This is a genomic window from Halogeometricum sp. S3BR5-2 (genome assembly GCF_031624635.1).
Classification (GTDB): Archaea; Halobacteriota; Halobacteria; order Halobacteriales; family Haloferacaceae; genus Halogeometricum; species Halogeometricum luteum.
The window spans coordinates 1,172,525-1,192,899 of record NZ_JAMQOQ010000001.1 but is presented as its reverse complement, the minus strand read 5'-3'; the positions used below and the strand labels follow the sequence as shown (position 1 = coordinate 1,192,899).

Sequence of the window (20,375 nt, the reverse complement as noted above, 5' to 3'; positions counted from 1 at the left end):
CCTCCTACCGTCGATATGCGGTCTCCTGTCGCATCCCTGCAGTTTCGCTCTTCCGACGACGCGTGCGAGGACACAGCGTCGAAGCGACTCACTCGCCGACGCGACGGAGACGCCGCCCCCGATTTTCCATGATACAGCAACACAACCGCGACCGACCGAGTACGAGAGGGGACGCATGAGCGACCAGCAACCGAACGAGACGGATGCCACCGACGAGGAGAAATCCGGCGTCGCGGGCTACATGGCCCAGGCGAAGGAGATGGCAGAGTCCGCCCAGGAGCGAGGCGAGACGACGCCGGACCATGGGTCCGACGAGGGTCACAGCGGCCCGTTCGCCCCGGCCGAGCACCTCGCGGAGTCGTTCGCGGCCAACTCCATGTCGGAGGGTCGCCTCTTCGACGTGGCCGGCGCCATCAGCGACTACCGACTCGACGACGTCGACGTCACCGACACCACCTGCGGCTACTGCGCGGTGGGCTGTCGGTTCGACGTCCTCTCGAAGGACGACGAGGTGCTGGGAATCCGGCCGAACGCCGAGAAAGCCCCCGTCAACGGTATCTCGACGTGCGTGAAAGGGAAGTTCGGCTACGGTTACGCCGACGACGAAGACCGCCTCACGACGCCGCTCATCAAGGAGGACGGCGAGTTCCGCGAGGCGTCGTGGGAGGAGGCGCTGGACCGCGTCGCCGAGGAACTCCAGGAGACGAGAGACGAGTACGGCCCCGACGCGTTGGGGCTCGTCTCCTCCTCGCGGACGTCGAACGAGGCGAACTACCTGATGCAGAAGCTGTCTCGACAGGTCCTCAAGACAAACAACATCGACAACTGCAACCGGCTCTGTCACTCGCCGACCGTCGCGGGCCTCTCGCAGACGGTCGGCTACGGCGCCGGTTCCGTCGGCACCGAAGCCTTCAACGACACGGACTGCTACCTCATCACCGGTTCGAACACGACCGAGTCCCACCCCGTCCTCGCCACCGACATCAAGCAGAACCTCAAGGACGGGGCGGAGGCGTACGTCTTCGACCCGCGGAAGGTACAGATAGCCGAGTACGCGACGCAGTACTCCCGCGTCACCCCCGGCTACGACACGGTGTGGATCAACGGAATGATCCACCACATCCTCGAAGAGGACCTGCAGGACGACGAGTTCATCGAGAACCGCACGGTCGGTTTCGAGGAGGTCAAAGAGGGCGTCGAGAAGTTCACGCCCGAGTACGTCGAAGAGCACGCGGGCGTCCCCCCGGAGCAACTGAAGAACGCGGCCGAGGCCATCGCCACGGCCGACAGTTGTACGTTCTGTTGGACGCTCGGGCTGACCGAGCACAGCCACGGCACCGAGAACGTCATCTCGATGGCGAACCTCGCGCTGGTGACGGGCCACGTCGGCACCGAGAAGTCGGGGCTGGCGCCGTTCCGCGGCCAGAACAACGTGCAGGGCGGCGGCGGCGACATGGGCCCAGTTCCGGGCAACTTCCCCGGCTACCAGAAGGTGACCGACGACGACGCCCGCGAGAAGTTCGAGGACTACTACGGCGTCGACGACCTGCCGGCCGAAGTGGGTCTCACAATCACCGAGCAGTTCCTCGCCGCCGACCGCGACAACATCAAGTCGATGTTCGTCGAGGGGGAGAACCCGGTCTACTCGGAACCGAACGTCGACCACGCCGAGGAGATTCTCGAAGAACTAGACTTCCTCGCCGTCCAAGACATCTTCCTGACGAAGACGGCGGAGTACGCCGACGTGGTGCTGCCGGCGACGGGCCACGTCGAGACGAACGGGACGTACACGAGTACGACCCGCCACGTGCAACTCGTCAAGCGGGCCGTCGACCCGCCGGGCGAGGCGAAGCCGGACTGGGTCATCACGCAGGAACTGGCGAACCGCTTCGGCTTCGAGTGGGACTACGACTCGCCCAGCGACATCATGGACGAGATAAACGACCTCACGCCCATCTACGGCGGCGTCACCCACGAGCGTCTCGAGAACGGCGAGGCGCTCTCGTGGCCCGTCTGGGACGAGGACCACCCCGGAACGCCGCACCTCTACGAGGAGCAGTTCAACACGGCCGACGGGAAGGCGCACATGTTCCCGACGGACATCTCGGGTCCCGCCGAGCGGGAGATGGACGACGGCGATTACCCGCTCAAACTGACGACGGGGCGCGTCCTCTACCAGTACCACACGGGGACGATGACGAACCGCGAGGAGGGCATCCGTTCGTACACGGACGAGTTGTTCGTCGAGATAAACCCGGAGACGGCCGAGTCGCTCGGCATCGCGGACGAGGACCCGGTCCGCATCACCTCGCGCAAGGGCGAGATAGAGGCGATGGCGCAGGTGACCGACCGCATCGGCCCCGATACCATATTCGTGCCGATGCACGTCCTCGGCGACGAGACGGACGTGGTGAACAAACTGACCGACGAGGAGCACCTCGACGAACAGGCGCACGTGCCGGAGTTCAAGGTGACCGACGTGAAGGTGGTCCCGCGGGACCGTCCCGCGGCCGTCGACGACGACCCGAACAAGTCGGTTCCCGAAAGCGCCGACGACTGACGCGGCGGCCGCCGCGCCGGTTCGACCGCAGTTCGGTCGCAGTCGGACCGACGCCGGAGTCGACGTGCGGGGCGGCGAGTGCTCGCGCCCGCCGCCACTTTTAGCGGAACCGTCGCCGTCGTTCGGGTATGGACGTACTCGTCACCGGGGGCGACGGATTCGTCGGTCGGCATCTGTGCGCGGAACTCGTCGACCGCGGCCACGACGTGGTGTCGCTCTCGCGGACGCCCGACCCGTCGGTGCTCCCGGCGGAAGTCACGACGACGAGCGGGGACGTGCGGGAGTTTTCGTCCATCGAAGGCGCGTTCGAGGGGAGGGACGCCGTCGTCCACCTCGTCGCGCTCTCGCCGCTCTACCAGCACCCGGTGAGCCAGGAAACCGTCCACGCGGACGGGACGGAGAACGCCGTCGAGGCCGCGGACGCCCACGGCGTCAAGCGGTTCGTGCAGATGAGTTCCATCGGGACCCACCCGGACGGTCGGACCTCCTACCTGAATCAAGGAGAGAGTCCCGCCGTTCACGGCGGGCGTGAATTATCAATGTGCCGCACGAACCAGTAGTTGATGAAGCGGACCAACACATTCGACGTGGTTCCTCAGTCCGACGAGGACGAGGACGAGGAGTTGCTTCGACGCCTGTTGGACGCTTCTGCCGCTCTCTGGAACGAAATCAACTACGAGCGCCGCGAACACTACGCCGACCCCGACGCGGACGTGTGGGAAATCAGTGAGTATCGCGGACGCTACGGCGGGACGCTCGGCGCGTCCACGGTTCAGCAAATCGAACGGAAGAACCGCGAAGCGTGGCGGTCGTTCTTCGCGCTCAAGAAGAAGGACGAAGCCAACGGCAAGCCCGGATACTGGGGCAACGCCGAGGACGGCCGCGAACTCCGAACGTACATCCGAAACACCTCGTACACCGTCGAGTGGGGCGAATACTCTCGCCTCGAAATTCTCGTCGGTCAAGACCTGAAAGAGGAGTTCGGGTTGAGACACCGCGAACGCCTTCGGCTCGAAGTCCGGGGCGAACCCAACTGGGACGAGTACGACAAGCAGGGTCGGTTGGAGTTGTTCTGGGACGAGAACGCACAGACATTCAGGGCCTTTCAGCCAGTCACTATCGACAATTCTCGGCTGGCACAACCACTGGCGGACGAAACCGCCGCTCTGGATATTGGTGCAAACAACCTCGTCGCCTGTTCGACTTCGACCGGCACGCAACTACTGTACGAGGGGCGCGACCTGTTCGAGCGGTTCCGCAAGACGACGCGAGAAATCGCCCGGCTTCAATCGCTCTTGGACGACTGCCGGTACAGCAGTCACCGGATACGCTCGCTGTACCGACGACGGACGCGCCGCCGCGACCACGCCCAAGGCGCGCTTGCCCGCGACCTCATCGAACGGTTGCACGGCGAGGGCATCTCCACGGTGTACGTCGGCGCGTTGACGGACGTACTCGACACGCACTGGTCGGTCGAAGCGAACGCCAAGACACACAACTTCTGGGCGTTCCGGCAGTTCATCGACCGACTCGCGTGTACTGCCGAGGAGTACGGTATCTCGGTGGAGGTCCGCTCGGAAGCGTGGACCAGCCAAGAGTGTCCGCAGTGTGGTTCGACCGACCGGACGACGCGCACGTCCGCTCGACGTACGAACTCGGCGGGCCCGAAACGCTCACCCTCGCGGACGTGGCGACTGAAATCTACCGCGGACGCGGGCAATCCCTGCGCGTCCTCCCCGTACCGATGACGCTCGCGACGCTCGGATTGACCCTCGTCGACCCGCTCTCGGTCGTCCCCTTCGGCCGCGACCAAGCGCGACAGATGAAAATGAATCTCGCGGTCGAGGGAAACGATATCGGTGCATTCGGACGGGAGGCCGCGGACCTCAGGACGCTCGGCTCGTACGTGCGGTCGAGGTGACGGTCGGGCCCCCTTCAGAGCCGATAGACGACGGCCTCATACGGCCCGAACCGCGCGCCTTGCGGGTCGGTCGGCGGGTCGTCGCCGTTGCCGACGACGACAGTCGCCTCCGTCGTGTCGAGCGCCGCGCAGTCGAACACTGACTCCGTGCCGGACCAGTTGAGCACCACCAGCACCACCTCCTCGTCGAGCGTCCGGGTGTAGGCGTAGAACGACTCGTCATCCGGAAGCAACAGGTCGTACGCGCCGTAGACGAACACGTCTTTCTCGTGTCTCAGGTCGACGAGTCGTCGGTAGTAGTGCCAGATGGACCCCTCGTCGGCGCGTTGGGCCGCGACGTTGATTTCGGGGTAGTTCTCGTTCACCGGGTACCACGGTTCGCCGTCGGTGAAGCCGGCGTGTTCGTCGTCGGACCACTGCATCGGCGTCCGCGCGTGGTCGCGGCTCGTGTAGTTGACGAGTCCGCGCGCCTCCTCGAAGGAGTCGATTTCGCCGCTATCGAGCATGTCCTCGACGGCGCCGACCGTCTCCACGTCGTCTATCTCTTCTAACGAGTTCAACTCGACGTTCGTCATCCCGATTTCGTCGCCCTGATAGAGGTAGGGCGTCCCGCCCATCGTCAGGAGGAACGTCGCGAGGAGGGTGGCGCTCTCGCGGCGGTACGCCTCGTCGTCACCAGACTGCGTCTGGTGGGCCGACGAGCCCCGTTCGTCGACGTCGCCGTACCGCGAGACGATGCGGGCCTGGTCGTGGTTCCCGAGGTACGTCGAGTTCCACCCCCGCCCCCACAGTTCGGTCTGCCAGCGGCTCACGACCCGCTTGAACTCGGGGAGGTGGAACTCTCCCCATCCCTCCAGGTCCCAGACGCCGTCCGGGCCGGCGTCGACGTCCATGTGCTCGAACTGGAAGATCATGTTCAGGCCCGCGCCGTCCTCGCCGAGGTACTCCGCGGCCGTGTCGGGGTCGGTGTTCGGCATCTCGGCGACGGTCATCGCGTCGTACTCCGAGAGCACCTCGTCGTACAGTTCTCGGAGGTACGATTCGAGGCTCGGTCCGTTGAACACGTGCTCTTCCCCGACGAGTCCGTTCGAGGGGTCGCCGTCCGGGAGCCCCTCGGCCTTCGAGATGAGGTTGACCGCGTCCATCCGGAAGCCGTCGATGCCCTTCTCCAGCCACCACCGCATCATCTCGGCGACGTCCGCGCGGACGGCCGGGGTCCGCCAGTTCAGGTCGGGTTGCTCCTCGTGGAACAGGTGGAGGTACCACTGTTCGCGCGCGTCGTCGTACGACCACGCCGGCCCGCCGAACACCGACTCCCAGTTGTTCGGCGGGTCCTCACCGTCGCCGTCGCGCCAGATGTAGTAGTCGTCGTAGCCCTCGGCGCGCCGCCGCGACTTCCGGAACCACTCGTGCTGCGAGGAGGTGTGGTTGACCACGAGGTCCATGACGAGGCGGATGTCGCGCGCGTGCAGTTCCGCGAGCAGTTCCTCCCAGTCGGCCATCGTCCCGAACTGCTCGTGGATGGCGCGGTAGTCCGAGATGTCGTAGCCGTTGTCGTAGTCCGGCGAGGCGTACACCGGGCAGAGCCACACGACGTCCACTCCCAAGTCGTCGAGGTAGTCCGCCTTCTCGACGATACCCGGAATATCGCCCACTCCGTCGCCGTCGCTGTCGTTGAAACTCCGGGGGTAAATCTCGTATACGACCGCCTCCTTCCACCACGCCGCGCGCGCCTCGGGGTCCGTCGTCTCCTCCATCCCTCGGGCAGTCGCACTCCACGACCATAACTCTCGAACCCGACGCGCCGCGGCCCGAAGTCGTCGACGCGAACGAACACAGCGCGGCGTCCGAGTCCGACGCCCGACCGATTCACCCGGGTGGCCGGGCGAGGAGTGCGACCGTCGCGGCGAGGAACGCGACGAACGAGACGAGCGCCGCGGCGGTCCGGAGCAGGTTCCACCGCGCCCACCGCGCCCGGACCGCGGCCCACTCCTCCGGCGGTGCGGACGGTGACCACGCGGCGATAGCGTCGTTCATCGGGAGGTGGACGACGACCGTCACGGCGAGCGTCCCGACGAGGTAGACGCCCGCGCCGAGGAGGAAGAGGAGACCGTACGGCGTCAGGAGGTCGCCGCCGAGAAGTACCAGTACGGCTCCGAGCGCGGCGACAGCCGGCGCGCCGAAGAACACCGCGGCGAACGCGGGGTTCCGCACGCTCTCGTTGATGGGTTGCATCACCGTCGTGTACGCCTCCCCCGTGAGTCCGTTCAGCGCCAGCGTCACGTTCGCCGCGTAGGCGAAGAAGAACCCCGCCGCGAGACCGGACAGCACGACGGCGGCGGCGACGGTCAGAAGGAGGGCGAAGGGAACGGTCGCCGGGAGCAACTGGTCGACAGCGCCGCCGGAGACGAGCGTCTCGATGCGGACGTCGGACGGCATCGCTCGGTCGAAGTCGAAATCGAACGCGGCTAGCATGGCAACCCCCTTATCGCGCCGCACGAGCGTCAACGTAGCCGGTCGTCGTGACGGACGCTCTTCGAGCACCGTCTACAGTCGATGCCCGCACGCGCAGTTGCCGATGCAGTAGGTCGTCTCGACCGGTTCTCGGATACCCAACCGCGCCAGCGCGGTGCCCAGCGCCGCCGTCGAGTCCGGTCGCGGCCGCGCCCGCGCCGCCGTCGCGCCGTAGGGGTTCGCACCCACCGCGATGCGTTCGACGATTTCGCCCCGAGCGTGGTCGACGACGGCCACCTCGTCTCTCGTCTGCACGGGGACGTACAGTTTCGCGTGCGCGGGGTCCCACGTCCCGACGAACGCCGACCCGCCGAGGTCGAGGCGGCCCGTGACGTCCCCGGCACGGAGGTCCACGACGGTCACGTCGTCGGACCCCGGCGTGAACACGTACCCCGTCTCCGAGTCCGGACCGATTTCGCTCGTCAGCGGTCGCCGGCCGAGGCCGTCGTCGCCCGTCAGCCTGACCCGCTCTTCGGGGTTCGCGGGGTCCGAGAGGTCCCAGATACTCTCGGTGCCCGTCTCCCCCTCGTCGTGTTCGACGAGCAGCGTCCGCCCGTCCGGCGAGACGGTGCCCATCCACGGGCGGGCCGGGCCGTCGCCGACCGGGTCTACCTCCACCTGCGTCTCGATTTCGAAGGGGTCGATTCGCAGGACGGTCAGCGTGTCGGCGAAGAGGTCCGGCACGTAGGCGAACTCGCCGTCGGGGTGCACCGTCACGTCGCACGGTCCCGGCCCCGCCTGGTCGCCCGTCGTCGCCTCGCCCGTCCGGTCGATGTCGCCCGATACCTCGCCGAACCGGTCGGAGGACGGGTCCGCGTGGATTCTCAACTGCCGGTGGGCGGGTTCGCGCGCGCTGACGACGACGTGTCTCCCGTTCGGTGTCCGTTCGAGCCAGTTCGCCCCGGACTCCGTTTCCACCGAAGCGGTTTCGGCCAGCGACCCCACCGAGAGCGCGCGGACGCCGCGGTCGACGTTCAGCCACAGCGAGTCCTCGGGTGCGGTCGTCAGCCGAGGGGCGTACTGGTTCGACGGGAACGACGAGGAGAGGCCCAGCGCCCGCGTCTCGACGACTTCGTCCGATTCCACGTCGACGACGCTCACGGTTCCATCGCCCGTGTTGAACACGAACACCGTCGGCGGGTTCGAGACGGTCGGCGCGTCGCCGGTCCCCGTCCCGGTCGCGGCGGGGTTGTCGTCCCCGCTCCCGCTTCCACCCTCACCACCGCCGGCGCACCCGGCCGTCGCCGCCGCGCCCGCGGCCGCACTGCCGGCCAGCATCCGCCGCCGGGAGACGCCCCTCGTCGCCTTCGAGCGGTCCCGACTCCGGTTCGGATAGAGGAAGCGGTCGTCCTGTGAATCCATGACGTTCGAACGTTCGCGGCGGCGGCAATAAGCGGTTCAGGCGTCCGTCGTTCGCGGGATTTCCGAAGCGACCGACCGAAGGGCCCGCGGAGCGTGCGAGGACCGGGCACCGCCGCCGTCGGTCGCTCAGCGCGGAGCGTCGGGATAGTATAGAGCGGTTCTCTAATCGCCCGACCCGAACCTCCCTATTTTTATAGGACGGTCTCCGAACGGGGGACGAGAGAGGAAGCCTACCCGAATCCCCCACCCCCCACCCATCCGTGGTTTGCTCTCTCACTCCCCCACTCACCGTTTTTGCCGCGTTCTCGTCCGCGAGCGGCGGCTCGGTCGCTGTCTCCTGTCGAACTCGGTCTCGACGCGACTCCGCTCGCGACGCTCTCGGATCTCTCGGATGACACGAAAGGGAATGCACCTGGCGAGGGTGCGGGCAGCACAATGTCAAGCTCTGCCTGTCGCACGACGAGTCATCGGTGCTCCCGAACGACATCCTGAAATTAGTCCAGTTTGATATAAATTCAACTTACCAGATACATCTGCTGAACTGGACTGTGTCGCGTCCTGATGAGCGTCGGGTTACTGTCCCCGTTCTCGACCCGGCCGCTCGCTGCGCGCGTACGACGGGGAGTCTCATCCTCGGAGGGCCTCGACGGGTCGCTCGTTCGCCGCTCGCCACGCCGGATACGCGCCCGCGAGCAGACTCGTTGCAACGCCGAACGCCGCCGCTCCGGCGAGATACAGGAGCGCGGTTCGCGTGAATGCGAACGGGTCTCCCAGGAACACGGCGTTGGCGACGAGTGCGACGGCGACGGAGATCGACACGCCGATCACCGCACCGAGGACGCCCAGCAGCGACGCTTCGAGCAGCAGTATCCGGACGATGTCGCGCTTTCCGTACCCCACCGCCCGAAGGACGCCGATCTCTTCGCGTCGCTTGATGACCGCCATCAGCATCGTGTTCGTGATCGAGACGCCGGCGACGAGCAGCGAGATGGAGGCCAACCCCGCGAGGAACGTGTTGATGCCGTTCACGATGGTCGTGAGCAACCGGACCAGCGAGGTGAGTTCCAAGACCAGCAGTCGCTGTTTCCGGTCGTTGAACTCCTCTCGGAGCGCCGTCGCGACCGCCTCGGCGCGGTCGGTCGACCGGGTCGTCACCCGAACCTGACCGTACTCCCGGGCCTCGGCCCGTTCGATGGGCAGGTAGACGTCGCTCGCCCCGACGGCTTGCGCGTCTTCGAGGACGGCCGCGACGCGGTACGTGCGTTCGGTCTCGTCGGCGGCCGTCTCGGTTCCCGCCTCCGTCTCCGAGACGACCGTCACCCGTTCGCCGGGTTCGACGTCGCGGTCCGCGGCGAACGCCGAGGACACGACGAGGCTCCGCCGCCAGTCGTCCGGAACGGTTCCGCGGCCGACCTCGTACACCCGCTTCGGGTCGTCCAAGTAGGTGACCGAAACTGACTCGCGGGTTCCGTTGCGGTCGAGCACCGCCAGGTCGCCGCCCCTCGTCGCGACGACCCCCGCGGGCCCGACGGTCTCGTTTATCGCCTTCAGGTCCTCGCGGTCGAAGTACGAGCGGTCCATGTCGGGACCGGGCGAGACGTAGACGTTCGTCGCTCCCTGTCCCTGAAGCGTCTGCAGTTGGCTCTGTTTGAACGCCGCGCCGCCGGCGCCGATGGACCCGATGGCGACGACGCCGATGAGTATCGCGAGCACCGCGAGCGCCGAACGCGCCTTCGCACGCGAGATGTTCCGCCGCGCGATTACGAGTCGCGGGAACCGTCCCGCGATCCGGTAGAGCCAACTCACCGACCGTCACCTCCGTCGCGAGTCGGCGGGTCGTCGTCGGAGGTCATTCGAGCGCCTCCAACGGCCGCTTGCTCGCGGCTTTCCACCCCGGATACAGTCCGGCGAGGACCGAGGTGACGACGCCGAAGACGGCGCCGAGCGCGATGTAGCGTACCCCGGTCGCGGTGAACGCCCAGGGGTCGCCGAGCAGGAACTGGTTCAGCCCCGCGCCGATCGCGAACGCGAGCGGAACGCCTATCGCAGCGCCGATCACCCCGAGGATGCCCGCCTCCGCGACGAGGAGACTCACGACCGCCCGTTTCGGGTATCCGACCGCCCGCATCACGCCGATCTCCGTCTCGCGCTCGATGGCGGACATGAGCATCGTGTTCGCGATGGTGACCGCGGCGACGACGAGCGAGATGCCCCCGACGCCGATGAGGAACTGGTTGATCGTCTCGAACAACTGCTCGAACTGCTCGCGTTGCTCTCGGGCCTTCTGGACGTTCACGGTTCGTCGCCGCGTGTTGAACTCCGATTCGATGCTCGCCGCGGCCCGGTCTATCGAGGCCGTCCGCGCGTCGACGCTGACGATGGCGCTGTCGTACGCGGACTGATCGAACTGCCCGAGCGGCAGGAATATCGACCGGTCCGCCTGTAGCGGGTCGGCGAACCCCTGCGCTTCGAGCACCGCCGCGACCCGGAACGAGCGGTCGAAGCTTCCGTTCACCGCGACGGTCACCTGGTCGCCCGGCTCGATATCGTTGGTGTCGGCGACCCGCGAGCCGACGACCGCGCTCCGCCGCCAGTTCTCCGGAATCGTCCCCGCTCGCACGTCGTAGAACGCTCCGGGCGTCCCGAGGCCTTTGAGCTGCGCCGTCGGAACGGTGTCGCCCGATTCGGTCCGAACGAGCGCGTCCCACCGCTGGACGACCGGCAGGACCGTCGCACCGGCCGTCGCCTGACGCATCCTGTCGATCTCTTGGGCCGAGAGGCTCTGGTCTACCGGTCCCTCGCTGTCCGGATAGTAGACCGGGGTGACGGTCGCAGTCCCGCCGAACCCCTCGTACGCCGCCGACTGGTCCTGCTTGAACGCCTCGCCGCCGACGCCGATGGTTCCGATGGCGACGACGCCGATGACGACGGCGAGGACGGCGAGGACGGACCGGGCGGTCGCCCGGGAGAGGTTTCGCCGCGCCAGCACGAGCGTCGGAACCCGCGCGAGCATCCGCTGTCGACGACTCACGGCCGCCCCTCCCGGACCGCGACGTTCTCCGTTCGAACCCTCGCGGCCTCCGGAGGGCTGTGCGTCGCGCGTCGCTTCGCTCCCCTCACGGGTCGGTCCCCGCTGTCTCCCCGGACGCCGTCTCGCGCTGAATCTCGCCGTCGACGAGATTGACCACTCGGTCGGCCGCCTCGGCGACGTACTCGTCGTGCGTGACCGTGACGACCGCCACGTCCTCCTCCGCGCGGAGGTCGTCGAACAGCGCGAGAATCCGGTCGCCGGTGTCCCGGTCGAGGTTCCCGGTCGGTTCGTCCGCCAGCAGAATCGCCGGGTCGTTGATAAGCGCCCGCGCGATGGCGACGCGCTGTTTCTGCCCGCCCGATAGCTCGTCCGGGTAGTGGTCCAACCGGTCGCCGAGACCGACTCTCCGCAGCAGCGCGGTCGCGCGCTCCCGCGTCGTCGTCGGCGTCCGGTCGAGCATCCGCGGCATCTCCACGTTCTCCAGCGCGGTCAGCGTCGGAATCAGGTGGAAGCTCTGGAAGATGAACCCGATGGTCCGTTTCCGTCTGCCGGTCCGCTCGCCGTCCGAGAACGTCGAGACGTCGTCGCCGCGAAGCCGAACCGTCCCCTCGGTCGGAACGTCGAGGAGTCCGAGGAGGTTCAAGAGCGTCGACTTCCCGCTCCCGGAGGGGCCGACGATGGCCACCGAATCCGACGGACGGACGTCGAAGTCGATGCCCTTCAGCGCCCGAACGGTCTCGCTCCCCGTCTCGTACTCCTTGAGCACGCCTTCGCCGTGGACGACCGGGTCTCGTCCGGCGCCCTCCGGGGTCCGCGAATCACCGTCGCCGTCGCGGCCCTCGTTCGCTCCCGTTCGGTCCGCCTCGTCATCGGCGGTAGTGTCCGAGCCCATCTGACGTCATCTCCACCAGACGAAGGCGCCCGCAGCGAGCACCAGTACGAGGACCGCTCCGCCGATGGGCACCAACGGCAGTCCGCCCTGCTGCGGGGACTGTCGTCTCACGACTCGGCGGTCGACCTCGACGCTGTCGGTGAACGACCGCTCGACGCCGCCGACCGAGTAGGTCACCTCGACCGGGACCGACGAGACGTTCCCCTCGACGTTCGAGGTGAGCGTGAACGACGAGAAGTCGCTCTGCTCGACGCTCCCGACGAAGTACCGGCTCCCTTCGACGCCCGACGCCTCCGGAACCGAGACGACGACGCCCTCGACGGTGCTCGAACCGACGTTCCCCGCCGTCGCGGAGAGCTCCAGCGTCCCGCCGCGCTGGGTCGCCTGCACGTCGGTCAACACGAGTTCACCGGGGTTCGTCGGCGCGTCGAAGTTCGCCTCGTACGTGCGCGAGACGCTCCGCTCGACGCCGTTATCGACGTAGTGCAGCGTGAGGTCGACCGGGTACGCCCCGGGCTCGGAGATGCGGGCGGGGAACGTGAACGTTGTCGTGTTCCCGGCGCGGAGCCGAGCCCGCACGCGCTCGTTTACGCTGAAGTTGACCCGATCGGAGGCCGTCTCGACCCGGAGCTGACGGATGTCGCGCTCCAGTCCGTTCGCGACGGTGACGTTGACCGGCCGCCTCGACCCCGAAACCGCTTCCTCGGCCGAGAGCTCCAACTGGGGCCGATTCGGTTCCTCGACCTCGACGGTCACCGGGTATCTGGCTCGGACGACCGACCCGTCGCTCTGTCTGCCGACGACGGTGACGCGGAGGTTCTTCGCTCCCGGTTCGGCGAAGGACGCGGACAGCGGAACGGTGACGTTCCCGCCGACGGGCAGCGTCCCCGCGTCTTCGATCCGAGCGACGTCGTCCGTGCTTCCCACCGCCCTGACGTAGACGTCGGATAGCTCGACGGCGCTCGCGCTGTTCGGCCCGTTACGAATCGACACCTCGAACTCCGTCTGTTGACCCGGTGCGGGCGACGTCGGCCGCACCTCGACGCCCGTGACTCCGAGATGGGCACCCGCGGCGTCGGCCGGCGCCGCGACGACCGGGAAGAGGACGGACGACAGGACGACAGCCGCGACGACGGCCCACGGGACCAGCGACGACCGACTGCGATTCAGCTTCGAGGACATCGGTGGAGGGTACGCTCAATCATATTGTAAAGTTGTCATTACGACGCTTGTGGTGTCTGTTCGTAGACAGATAAACTGTCCGCATTCTTCGTCCGCGAGGCGCACGAGCGTGCGTCGAATCGGACGACGCAGGCGGGTCGTACGCTCTGGGGGGCGACTATCGGTCTCGCCGAGACCTTCGAGTTGCTGTGAGAGCACCGCTTTCGTCGACGACGCCACCGAACTGTCGTATCCGTTTTCGACGGCTTCCGACCGAGAGACTCATCGATGCCCTCGTGCAGATTCGAGCAGGAGTTCTGCAGCTATCGCCGCGGGGCGAATCCGACAATCCAGACGGTCCACCGCCGTACTTGACGCACCCGCGCCTCGTCGGTCGCGTCCGCCCGCGTCGTGTCATCCTCGGTCCTCCCGGTCCGCCGCTCCGTCTCTCTCGGAGTCGCCCCGGGGACCACCGCCGACTCCGTTCGGGTCCGCTGGTCTCATTCGCTCACGACTGGTCACCTCCGGTGACGATGTCCGCGAGTCGCTGTCGGTCGAACAGGCGGTCTTCCGTGAACGTCTCCGGGAACAGTCCCGTCGCGTACCGCTCGATCATGAAGAGGTTGTGCAGGGGGCCGCAGTAGATGGGGCTCCCGCGGAACATCATCCCGTTCCGGACGGCCGACAGCCGACTCCCCAACTCGTGTTCCCCCACGTACGAGACGGTCGTCGTCTCGAACTCCGCGCGCGTCTTGTTGCCGTGGTATCGGAGCAGGAGCGAATCCGGGTCGACCTCCAACAGCGTCTCGTAGTCGACCGCTTCCGACCCCGAGTAGCCCTCTACGCCGGTTCCCTCGAAGGCGTCCGAAATCCCGAGCGTGCGGAAGTGCTCCTTGTTCGCGCCCTCTCCGGAGACTCGATACGGCGCGAAATCCTCCGGTTCGTCGCCCGCGAACAGCAGGGCGGCGGTCGGTCGGTCGCCGGGTGCCGGCAGCCTCGACTCCACTTCCCCCGACCAGTTCGTCGTGGAGCGACCGAATCGCCTCGAAACGCTCGCGTTCCCGGACTACCTCGGCGACCTTCTCGAACGCATCGTACAGCGTGTAGTACCGGTAGTCGTGCCAGTCGTCCGTCCGCCGGAAGACGAGGTTACCCAGAAACGGGGCGACGTTCTCGGTGACTTCGTCGACGTCGCTCTGCGCCTGACGACTTCCCGCTCGCTTCGCTCGCGGGAATCCCGTCGGGTTCGTCCGCTTCTCCCGCTCTCCCCCTCGGTACTCTCGCCGAAGTCACTGCGCGTCGGCGTTTCGGTTGTGTTTGCGCCGCCGGTGTCGTCAGTCACGCCTGTATCTCTCCGTTGATGATGCCCGCAACTCGCTCGCGGTCGAACAGTTGCTCCTCCTCCTCGGGCGTTTCACCCAGTCCGGGGAACTCGCCGAACTCCTCGGGATACTGCTGTTGGGCGAGCATCTCGGTCTGGAAGAGGTTGATCGTCGGTCCCTGTTCGGCCGTCCCGCCCGGGTAGAGGTTCTCCTCTCGAACCGCGGTCAGTTCCCGCGCCACGTCGTCCTCCAGCATGGGGGCGACGAACTGCTCGCGGAACGCGTCTCGTTCGTACGTGACGCCCCAGTGGAAGACGATGATCTCCGGGTCGACCTCGAGCAGCGTCTCGTAGTCGGTCTCGCCGTACTGCCCGGTTTCGACGCCCTCGAACGCGTTCTTGATGCCCAGGTCGCGGTACTGCTTCATCTCGTACCCCGGTGCGGTCGGGTCCATGGCGTAGAACGTCCCGTTGGCCGGGTCCGACCCCCCGTTCATCAGCGCGATGGAGGGACGTTCCGCGACCGGGGGCAGGGCGTCGTCGATTCGGGACTGCACCTCCTCGTGAAGTCGCTCGAACGCGTCGTACCGCTCCCGCCGCCGGAACACCCGCGAGACCTTCTCGAACGCCTCGTACAGCGTGTACGACCGGTAGGACTCGCCCCACGCGTCGTCGCGGGCACGGCGGATGAAGTTCCCGAAGAACGGAGCGACGTTCCGAGATACCTCCGCCACGTCCCCGTCCGACCAGTCGAAGTAGACGACCGGGAGGTTCGGGTCCATCAGGTGGAGGTCGGCGTCGACCTCGTAGAATATCTCCTTGTCTACGGCCTCGCCGTCCGCGCGGATGTTGGCGACGTCGCCGAAGTCGAGTTCGACGCCGGGCAGTTGCGAGTAGAACCGCTTCGCCAGCAGGGCGAACGACTCGCTCGGACGGTCGGTGCCGACGAGTCCGTCGCCGACGCCGAGCGAGATTCCCATGTCGCCGTACCCCGACTTGTACGCGACCCACCGTTCGGGGACGGCATCGAACTCGACGGTCCCGGCCGGTTCCATCGCCACCGAGTAAGAGTCGTCTCCGGTCGTCGCCGACCCCGTCTCCGTTCCCGCTTCTGTCGCGGCCGACGCGTCTACCGACGTCGACGCTCCGCTCGATTCGTTCGATTCGTTCCCGCCAGTACATCCCGCGAGGAGGCCGCCACCGACCACCGCGCCGCCGTATCTCACGTACTCGCGCCGCGTCGGCACCCAGTGAGTCTCATCTTTCGCCATCGGTTTTAGGCTAGCCTAAATATCCATAACTGCTTCGATTTTTAGGCCAGCAAAAAGCGGACGATTCGGTTCTCGTTCGTCAGATTAGCCCGTCGAGGGGACGATACGCGTTCGTTCCCGGTCGAACCCGCCGAGCCACCGCCTCCGGCTCGAAGCCGATTCGTCGGCCACCGTCAGTCGTCCGCCTCCGATGCACTCCGCTCGGCCTCGATGCGCCGCGCCGCCGCGAGGACGGCGTCGTCGTCGACGTGTTCGAGGAGCCGCCTCTGTCCTCGTCGGGTTCGCCGGTCCACCTCGTCGTCGTCGAGGTACGTCTCGAACCGGCGGTCTATCTCCCGCTCGCGCATCTCGACCAACTGCTCTTCGTCCAGTCCGTGGTCGTCGGGCACCCGGTCGTGGATGTACTCCCGCCACCGGTCGCGGTCAGCCCACTCCTCGGTGAGCTCCCGTTCCCGGCGCATCCAGTCGTAGTGGTTCGCCAATGCCTCCGGGACGCCCCGGTCGCGCCGCGCGTCCTCGACGACGGTGATTCCGACCCGTGCGCCGCGGCCGGCGGCCATGCTCGCCTGATAGCCTGTCTCGTACGGCGCGGCGACGTAGAGGCCCTCGACGGGCGTCGTCCCGTCCTCGTCGGCGTAGCTCTTGTCGAAGTGTTCGTGGGTCTCGCCGTCGTGCTCGTGCGTCTCGAACATCGCGTCCTCGTCGTTCAGTCCGCGCATGTACTCGCCGTCGTAGCGCGCGGCGGCCACGACCCGGCGCGCGGTCACCGTTCGACCCTCCTGCGTCCGGACGACGAAGCCGCGGGGTTCGCCGCCGTCGTCGAGCGGTTCGACCGACTCGACGAGGTCCGCGACCACGTCGCAACCCGCCTCCTCGGCGTGGTCGTGCATCAGGTCGTACAGCGTCTCCACGTCGATGCCGGCGGGGAACCCGAGGTAGTTCTCCAAGAACGCGCACCGCTGGATCGAGGAGCGTCCCCGGTCGAACACGACCGTATCGAGGCCGTACCGGGCGGTGAACACCCCGGCCGAACAGCCGGCGGGTCCGCCGCCGACGATGACCACGTCGCGGTCGAACTCGGGTCGTTCTGATGTCTCCGTCGGGCTCATCTCAGATTTCCCCCGCGTCCGACGCCGTCTCCGCGTCGGTTCCTCTCGTCGTCTCGGGGGTCGACTTACCCGCGCCCGTCGTCCGATCGGCGTCGGTGTCAGCGGAACACCCGGCCAGCAGTCCGGTGCCGACGACCGCGCCGTACTTCACGTACTCGCGTCCGGTCGGTGTTCCGACCCCTGATGAATCGTGTGCCATGATTTTAGGCCAACCTAAATACACAAAGTCGTTTCTATTTTTTGGCGGGCCGAAAAAGAAATGTCACGGTCCGGCGACCGACCACCGCTACTTATTCGTCACGCACGTCCATACTGCTCCCGAGAGGAGGCCCCGCATGGAGGAACCGAATCAATCCGCGTTGGTCGAACGCATCCCTGAACTGATCCGGAACGACGCACGGGAGACCGCGACCAGAGGTCTCGACGCACTCCGCGAAGAGAACGCCGAAACCCGGAAGCTGACCCTCCAGACGCTGCGACACCTGGCGGACGACGACCCGACAGCGTTCTCCTCGCTCTGCGCCTCGGTCGCGCCGTTTCTCACCGACGACGAGCGGCCGATCCGACTGACGACCGCGAAACTCCTCGTCGCCGTCGCCGAGGCCGACCCGGACGCGGTCGTTCCCGTCGTCCCGGCGCTCGCCGACCGACTCGCCGACGAAGACGAGTTCTACTACGTTCGGGCTCGGTCGGCGGAGGCGCTGGGCTACGTCGCCCTCGAACGCCCGGAGGAGGTCAACTCGCCCGAAGTCCTCGCCGACCTCCGAGTCGGACTGTCGTTCGACGAACCTGAGGTGAAAGAGAAACTGGCGAAAGCGCTCGAATTCGTGGCGCTGGGCGACCCCCGGCGACTCAGACGTCAGGTCTCACACCTCGTCGAGCACGCCGACGACGAGAACGAACTCGTGCGGTATCACCTCTGCACGGCGGCCGCGGTGGTGGGGTGTGAGTACCCGGCGGCGCTCGTGGACGCCCGCGCCGAACTGCGCGCCCGACTCGACGACGACAGTCCGTTCGTTCGCGGCCGCGCCGCCGAGGCCCTCGGGGTGTCGGTCCGAGACGATACCGAGGGGACGCCGCTTCCCGACGCGGAACTCGCGGACGACGAGGAGTCGTTCGCCGCGGAACGGGCCCGGTTCGCTCTCCAAGCCGCGAACAGCCCGTCGGATTCGGTCGAGATAGCCGGCGATATCGGCACTGTCGAGGGGATTCGACGGACGACAGACGACGCCGCCACGGAGATACTGTCCCCCGAGACCGACGGTGAGTGTTCGCACTGCGGGCTCACACTCCCCGAGAACGGGCCGCCGATGTGTCCGCGTTGCGGCGTGCCGTACTGACCAGCGGGTGTCGGGGTCCGCCAGTCGCGAGTGGCTCTCGGTGAGCTAGGAGACGGGGACACGTATCCGAGCGCTCGGCGTTCAGGAATCTCCCAGTAACTCCAGCGTCTTCGGGTCGGGTTCGCCGCCGTAGTAGCGCTCCAGCGCCGTCCTGAACGGCGCCGGGTCGTCCGCGACGGCGTCGAACAGCGTCATCGACGACCGGAACTTCAGGTCGTCCGGCGACCCGAATATCTCGTTCGCGGAGCGTCCCTCGACGTCGTTCACGAGCGCCGAGCACTCGCGCAGTCGCGGGCCCAGCGTCGAATGCGCCAAGTAGGCCTCGGCCTCGTCGCGCGAGGCGATGGCGTAGCGCCGCGACATTCGACTCCGACCGAGCCCCTCCATCTGCGGAAAGACGTACCACATCCAGTGGGTGCGCTTGCGGCCCGCCCGCAGTTCCGCTTTGACGTCGTCTATCACGGGGTCTTGGGCCTCGACGAATCGCTGTAAGTTCCACGGGTCGTCTTCGTCTGTCACTGTCTCTCAGTTCACGTTTGCCGAGGGAGCGTTTCAACTTTGTCCGAAGACGGAATCCGCGCGGGGACCGGCGGTACTTCGGACCTCGTAGTCGGCGGCTTCGGTGCGGTGAGAAAGAGTTCGCCGACTCCGTGGAAACCGCAGTCGCTCGTTCCGTGTGGTGGTGTTGAACACGCGCGAATCGGTCACGAGCCAGTCGCCCGCCGGCGGTCACCTGAGCGATAGACGTAGAGCGTGAGGATGACCGCTTTTACTAACTGGGGTTCATCTTGTCGTGTTCTGCGCAAACAGAATTTCCGCCGCGTGCTGGTGCGGTTCGCTCCCAGAGCTATCATCGAACACGATTTCATCGTGCCGAATCGTCTCCCAGTCCTCGTAGTGGTCCGCCAGTTCGCCCGGTTCGTAGAAGTACTCGTTTTCCGTCCAGTCCGGCGGCGTCGGGATTTCGGGGTGGTCGACGAACGCGAAGATAGCGTGGACCCCGCTGGCGTTCGTCTGAGACTTGAAGTGGTCGAACTGTCGGGCCCGGTTCTCGGGACGAATATACTGGACTGCCCCCGCCGAGTAGACAACGTCGACGCTCGTCGGGAGCGTCAGTTCGTTCGCATCTCCCCGAATCGTTTCGATATCGACGGCTCGACGCTCGGCGAGTCGTTCTGCTTTCTCCAACCCGTTCTGAGACGTATCGACGGCGTACACTTTCCATCCGTGCTCGGCAAAGAGAACGGAGTCCCTTCCTTCGCCGGCCCCGATGTCGATAGCCGTGGGCTCGTTCGCTACGCTAGACGCTATCGCTACCGTTCGTTCGGCCATCTGGTTCGGCTCTGTTCCCCAGTAATACTCTTCTCTTCCATAGACTTGTTCTCGGTCCTCGGAGTTCATCACTCGAAAGCTCTCAGCTGAACTGTTTAGTTTAGTGGTCAACCAGCGCGAACTACCTGACGAGTAGTTCGGGGCTGCGTGTCCGAGACCGATGAATTCGTCGCGTCGGATACGTCCTCTCCATTCGGCACGTCGCTATTGACCGCGTTCGGTGTAGTCGCTGTGGTCGTGCCGGAGAGGCAGCATCCGTGTTTCAGATACGTAGTCCGAACGTGTTTGTTACGAGCTGTATTCTCTGGACCATGGCGGCCCTCCTAGCGAACTGGCGTTCGGACGTTTTCCGACTCGCCCTTGTTGGGGTGTTCACAGCGGCAGCGGTCGTCACATCGTACAATCACGTAGCAGCAACGGGGTCAACAGAGGCAGTCCTCGCTATCACCGGGGCTGGTCTGTTGCTAGCGCTGTTAGTCATCGTTCCCGCATTCCTAGCGAACCGGAACTGAGAAACATCCTCTCCGGTCCGCGTGTCGCTCTCACCCGCAGATGGTCCCG

17 protein-coding genes and 2 pseudogenes are annotated in these 20,375 nt (G+C 66.5%); 6 read left to right on the top strand and 13 right to left on the bottom strand.

The genetic code is table 11. From position 1 onward, the window contains the following. Nucleotides 1-175: 175 nt before the first annotated feature. From fdhF to NDI79_RS06155, 4 genes and pseudogenes are all read left to right on the top strand, one after another. Entirely contained in the window at nt 176-2,560 is a 2,385-nt protein-coding gene (gene fdhF / locus NDI79_RS06170; protein WP_310927563.1) for a formate dehydrogenase subunit alpha, read from the top strand. A gap of 128 nt (nt 2,561-2,688) precedes the next feature. Beyond that, nucleotides 2,689-3,120, top strand: coding sequence for an NAD-dependent epimerase/dehydratase family protein (locus NDI79_RS06165; protein ID WP_310927562.1), 432 nt, complete (start codon nt 2,689-2,691; stop codon nt 3,118-3,120). A 3-nt stretch (nt 3,121-3,123) separates the two neighbouring features. After that, nucleotides 3,124-4,194: pseudogene (locus NDI79_RS06160) on the top strand (RNA-guided endonuclease InsQ/TnpB family protein); the annotation flags it as partial. Nucleotides 4,195-4,304: 110 nt separating this feature from the next. Next, nucleotides 4,305-4,481, top strand: a complete 177-nt coding sequence (locus tag NDI79_RS06155; protein WP_310927561.1) for a hypothetical protein — start codon at nt 4,305-4,307, stop codon at nt 4,479-4,481. A 14-nt stretch (nt 4,482-4,495) separates the two neighbouring features. Here NDI79_RS06155 and NDI79_RS06150 read toward each other — a convergent pair whose 3' ends face one another. The 11 genes and pseudogenes from NDI79_RS06150 to NDI79_RS06095 form a co-directional block, all read right to left on the bottom strand. After that, on the bottom strand, nt 4,496-6,238 hold the full coding sequence (locus NDI79_RS06150) for a glycoside hydrolase family 13 protein (protein WP_310927560.1): 1,743 nt from the start codon (nt 6,236-6,238) through the stop codon (nt 4,496-4,498). A 112-nt stretch (nt 6,239-6,350) separates the two neighbouring features. Next, nucleotides 6,351-6,956 (bottom strand): anthrone oxygenase family protein, encoded by a 606-nt coding sequence (locus NDI79_RS06145; protein ID WP_310927559.1) that lies wholly within the window; start codon nt 6,954-6,956, stop codon nt 6,351-6,353. Between the two features lie 72 nt (nt 6,957-7,028). Next, nucleotides 7,029-8,357 carry a hypothetical protein gene (locus NDI79_RS06140; protein WP_310927558.1) on the bottom strand — a complete coding sequence of 443 codons (1,329 nt, stop codon included), beginning with the start codon at nt 8,355-8,357 and terminating at the stop codon, nt 7,029-7,031. A gap of 627 nt (nt 8,358-8,984) precedes the next feature. Then, nucleotides 8,985-10,163, bottom strand: coding sequence for an ABC transporter permease (locus NDI79_RS06135; protein WP_310927557.1), 1,179 nt, complete (start codon nt 10,161-10,163; stop codon nt 8,985-8,987). A 43-nt stretch (nt 10,164-10,206) separates the two neighbouring features. Then, the gene (locus NDI79_RS06130) at nt 10,207-11,388 is read right to left on the bottom strand and encodes an ABC transporter permease (RefSeq protein WP_310927556.1); all 1,182 of its coding nucleotides are present in this window, start codon (nt 11,386-11,388) and stop codon (nt 10,207-10,209) included. A gap of 85 nt (nt 11,389-11,473) precedes the next feature. Next, nucleotides 11,474-12,280, bottom strand: coding sequence for an ABC transporter ATP-binding protein (locus tag NDI79_RS06125; RefSeq protein WP_310927555.1), 807 nt, complete (start codon nt 12,278-12,280; stop codon nt 11,474-11,476). Nucleotides 12,281-12,286: 6 nt separating this feature from the next. Beyond that, nucleotides 12,287-13,462, bottom strand: coding sequence for a COG1361 S-layer family protein (locus NDI79_RS06120; RefSeq protein WP_310927554.1), 1,176 nt, complete (start codon nt 13,460-13,462; stop codon nt 12,287-12,289). Nucleotides 13,463-13,949: 487 nt separating this feature from the next. Beyond that, a pseudogene (locus NDI79_RS06115) lies at nt 13,950-14,640 on the bottom strand (ABC transporter substrate-binding protein); the annotation flags it as partial. A 139-nt stretch (nt 14,641-14,779) separates the two neighbouring features. Then, the gene (locus NDI79_RS06105; RefSeq protein WP_310927551.1) at nt 14,780-16,033 is read right to left on the bottom strand and encodes an ABC transporter substrate-binding protein; all 1,254 of its coding nucleotides are present in this window, start codon (nt 16,031-16,033) and stop codon (nt 14,780-14,782) included. 173 nt (nt 16,034-16,206) lie between these two features. Continuing rightward, the gene (locus tag NDI79_RS06100; RefSeq protein WP_310927550.1) at nt 16,207-17,142 is read right to left on the bottom strand and encodes an NAD(P)/FAD-dependent oxidoreductase; all 936 of its coding nucleotides are present in this window, start codon (nt 17,140-17,142) and stop codon (nt 16,207-16,209) included. 1 nt (nt 17,143) lies between these two features. Further along, on the bottom strand, nt 17,144-17,341 hold the full coding sequence (locus NDI79_RS06095; RefSeq protein WP_310927549.1) for a hypothetical protein: 198 nt from the start codon (nt 17,339-17,341) through the stop codon (nt 17,144-17,146). A 136-nt stretch (nt 17,342-17,477) separates the two neighbouring features. Between NDI79_RS06095 and NDI79_RS06090 the strand changes: the two genes are divergently transcribed. Beyond that, entirely contained in the window at nt 17,478-18,482 is a 1,005-nt protein-coding gene (locus NDI79_RS06090) for a HEAT repeat domain-containing protein (RefSeq protein WP_310927548.1), read from the top strand. A gap of 81 nt (nt 18,483-18,563) precedes the next feature. Here the strand turns inward: NDI79_RS06090 and NDI79_RS06085 are convergent, their stop codons facing one another. Together NDI79_RS06085 and NDI79_RS06080 are read right to left on the bottom strand one after the other, a co-directional pair. Beyond that, nucleotides 18,564-19,001, bottom strand: a complete 438-nt coding sequence (locus NDI79_RS06085; protein ID WP_310927547.1) for a DUF1810 domain-containing protein — start codon at nt 18,999-19,001, stop codon at nt 18,564-18,566. A 264-nt stretch (nt 19,002-19,265) separates the two neighbouring features. Then, entirely contained in the window at nt 19,266-19,883 is a 618-nt protein-coding gene (locus tag NDI79_RS06080) for a methyltransferase domain-containing protein (protein ID WP_310927546.1), read from the bottom strand. 242 nt (nt 19,884-20,125) lie between these two features. Here NDI79_RS06080 and NDI79_RS06075 point away from each other — a divergent pair, with 242 nt between their 5' ends. Further along, entirely contained in the window at nt 20,126-20,326 is a 201-nt protein-coding gene (locus tag NDI79_RS06075) for a hypothetical protein (protein WP_310927545.1), read from the top strand. The last annotated feature ends 49 nt before the right edge of the window (nt 20,327-20,375 follow it).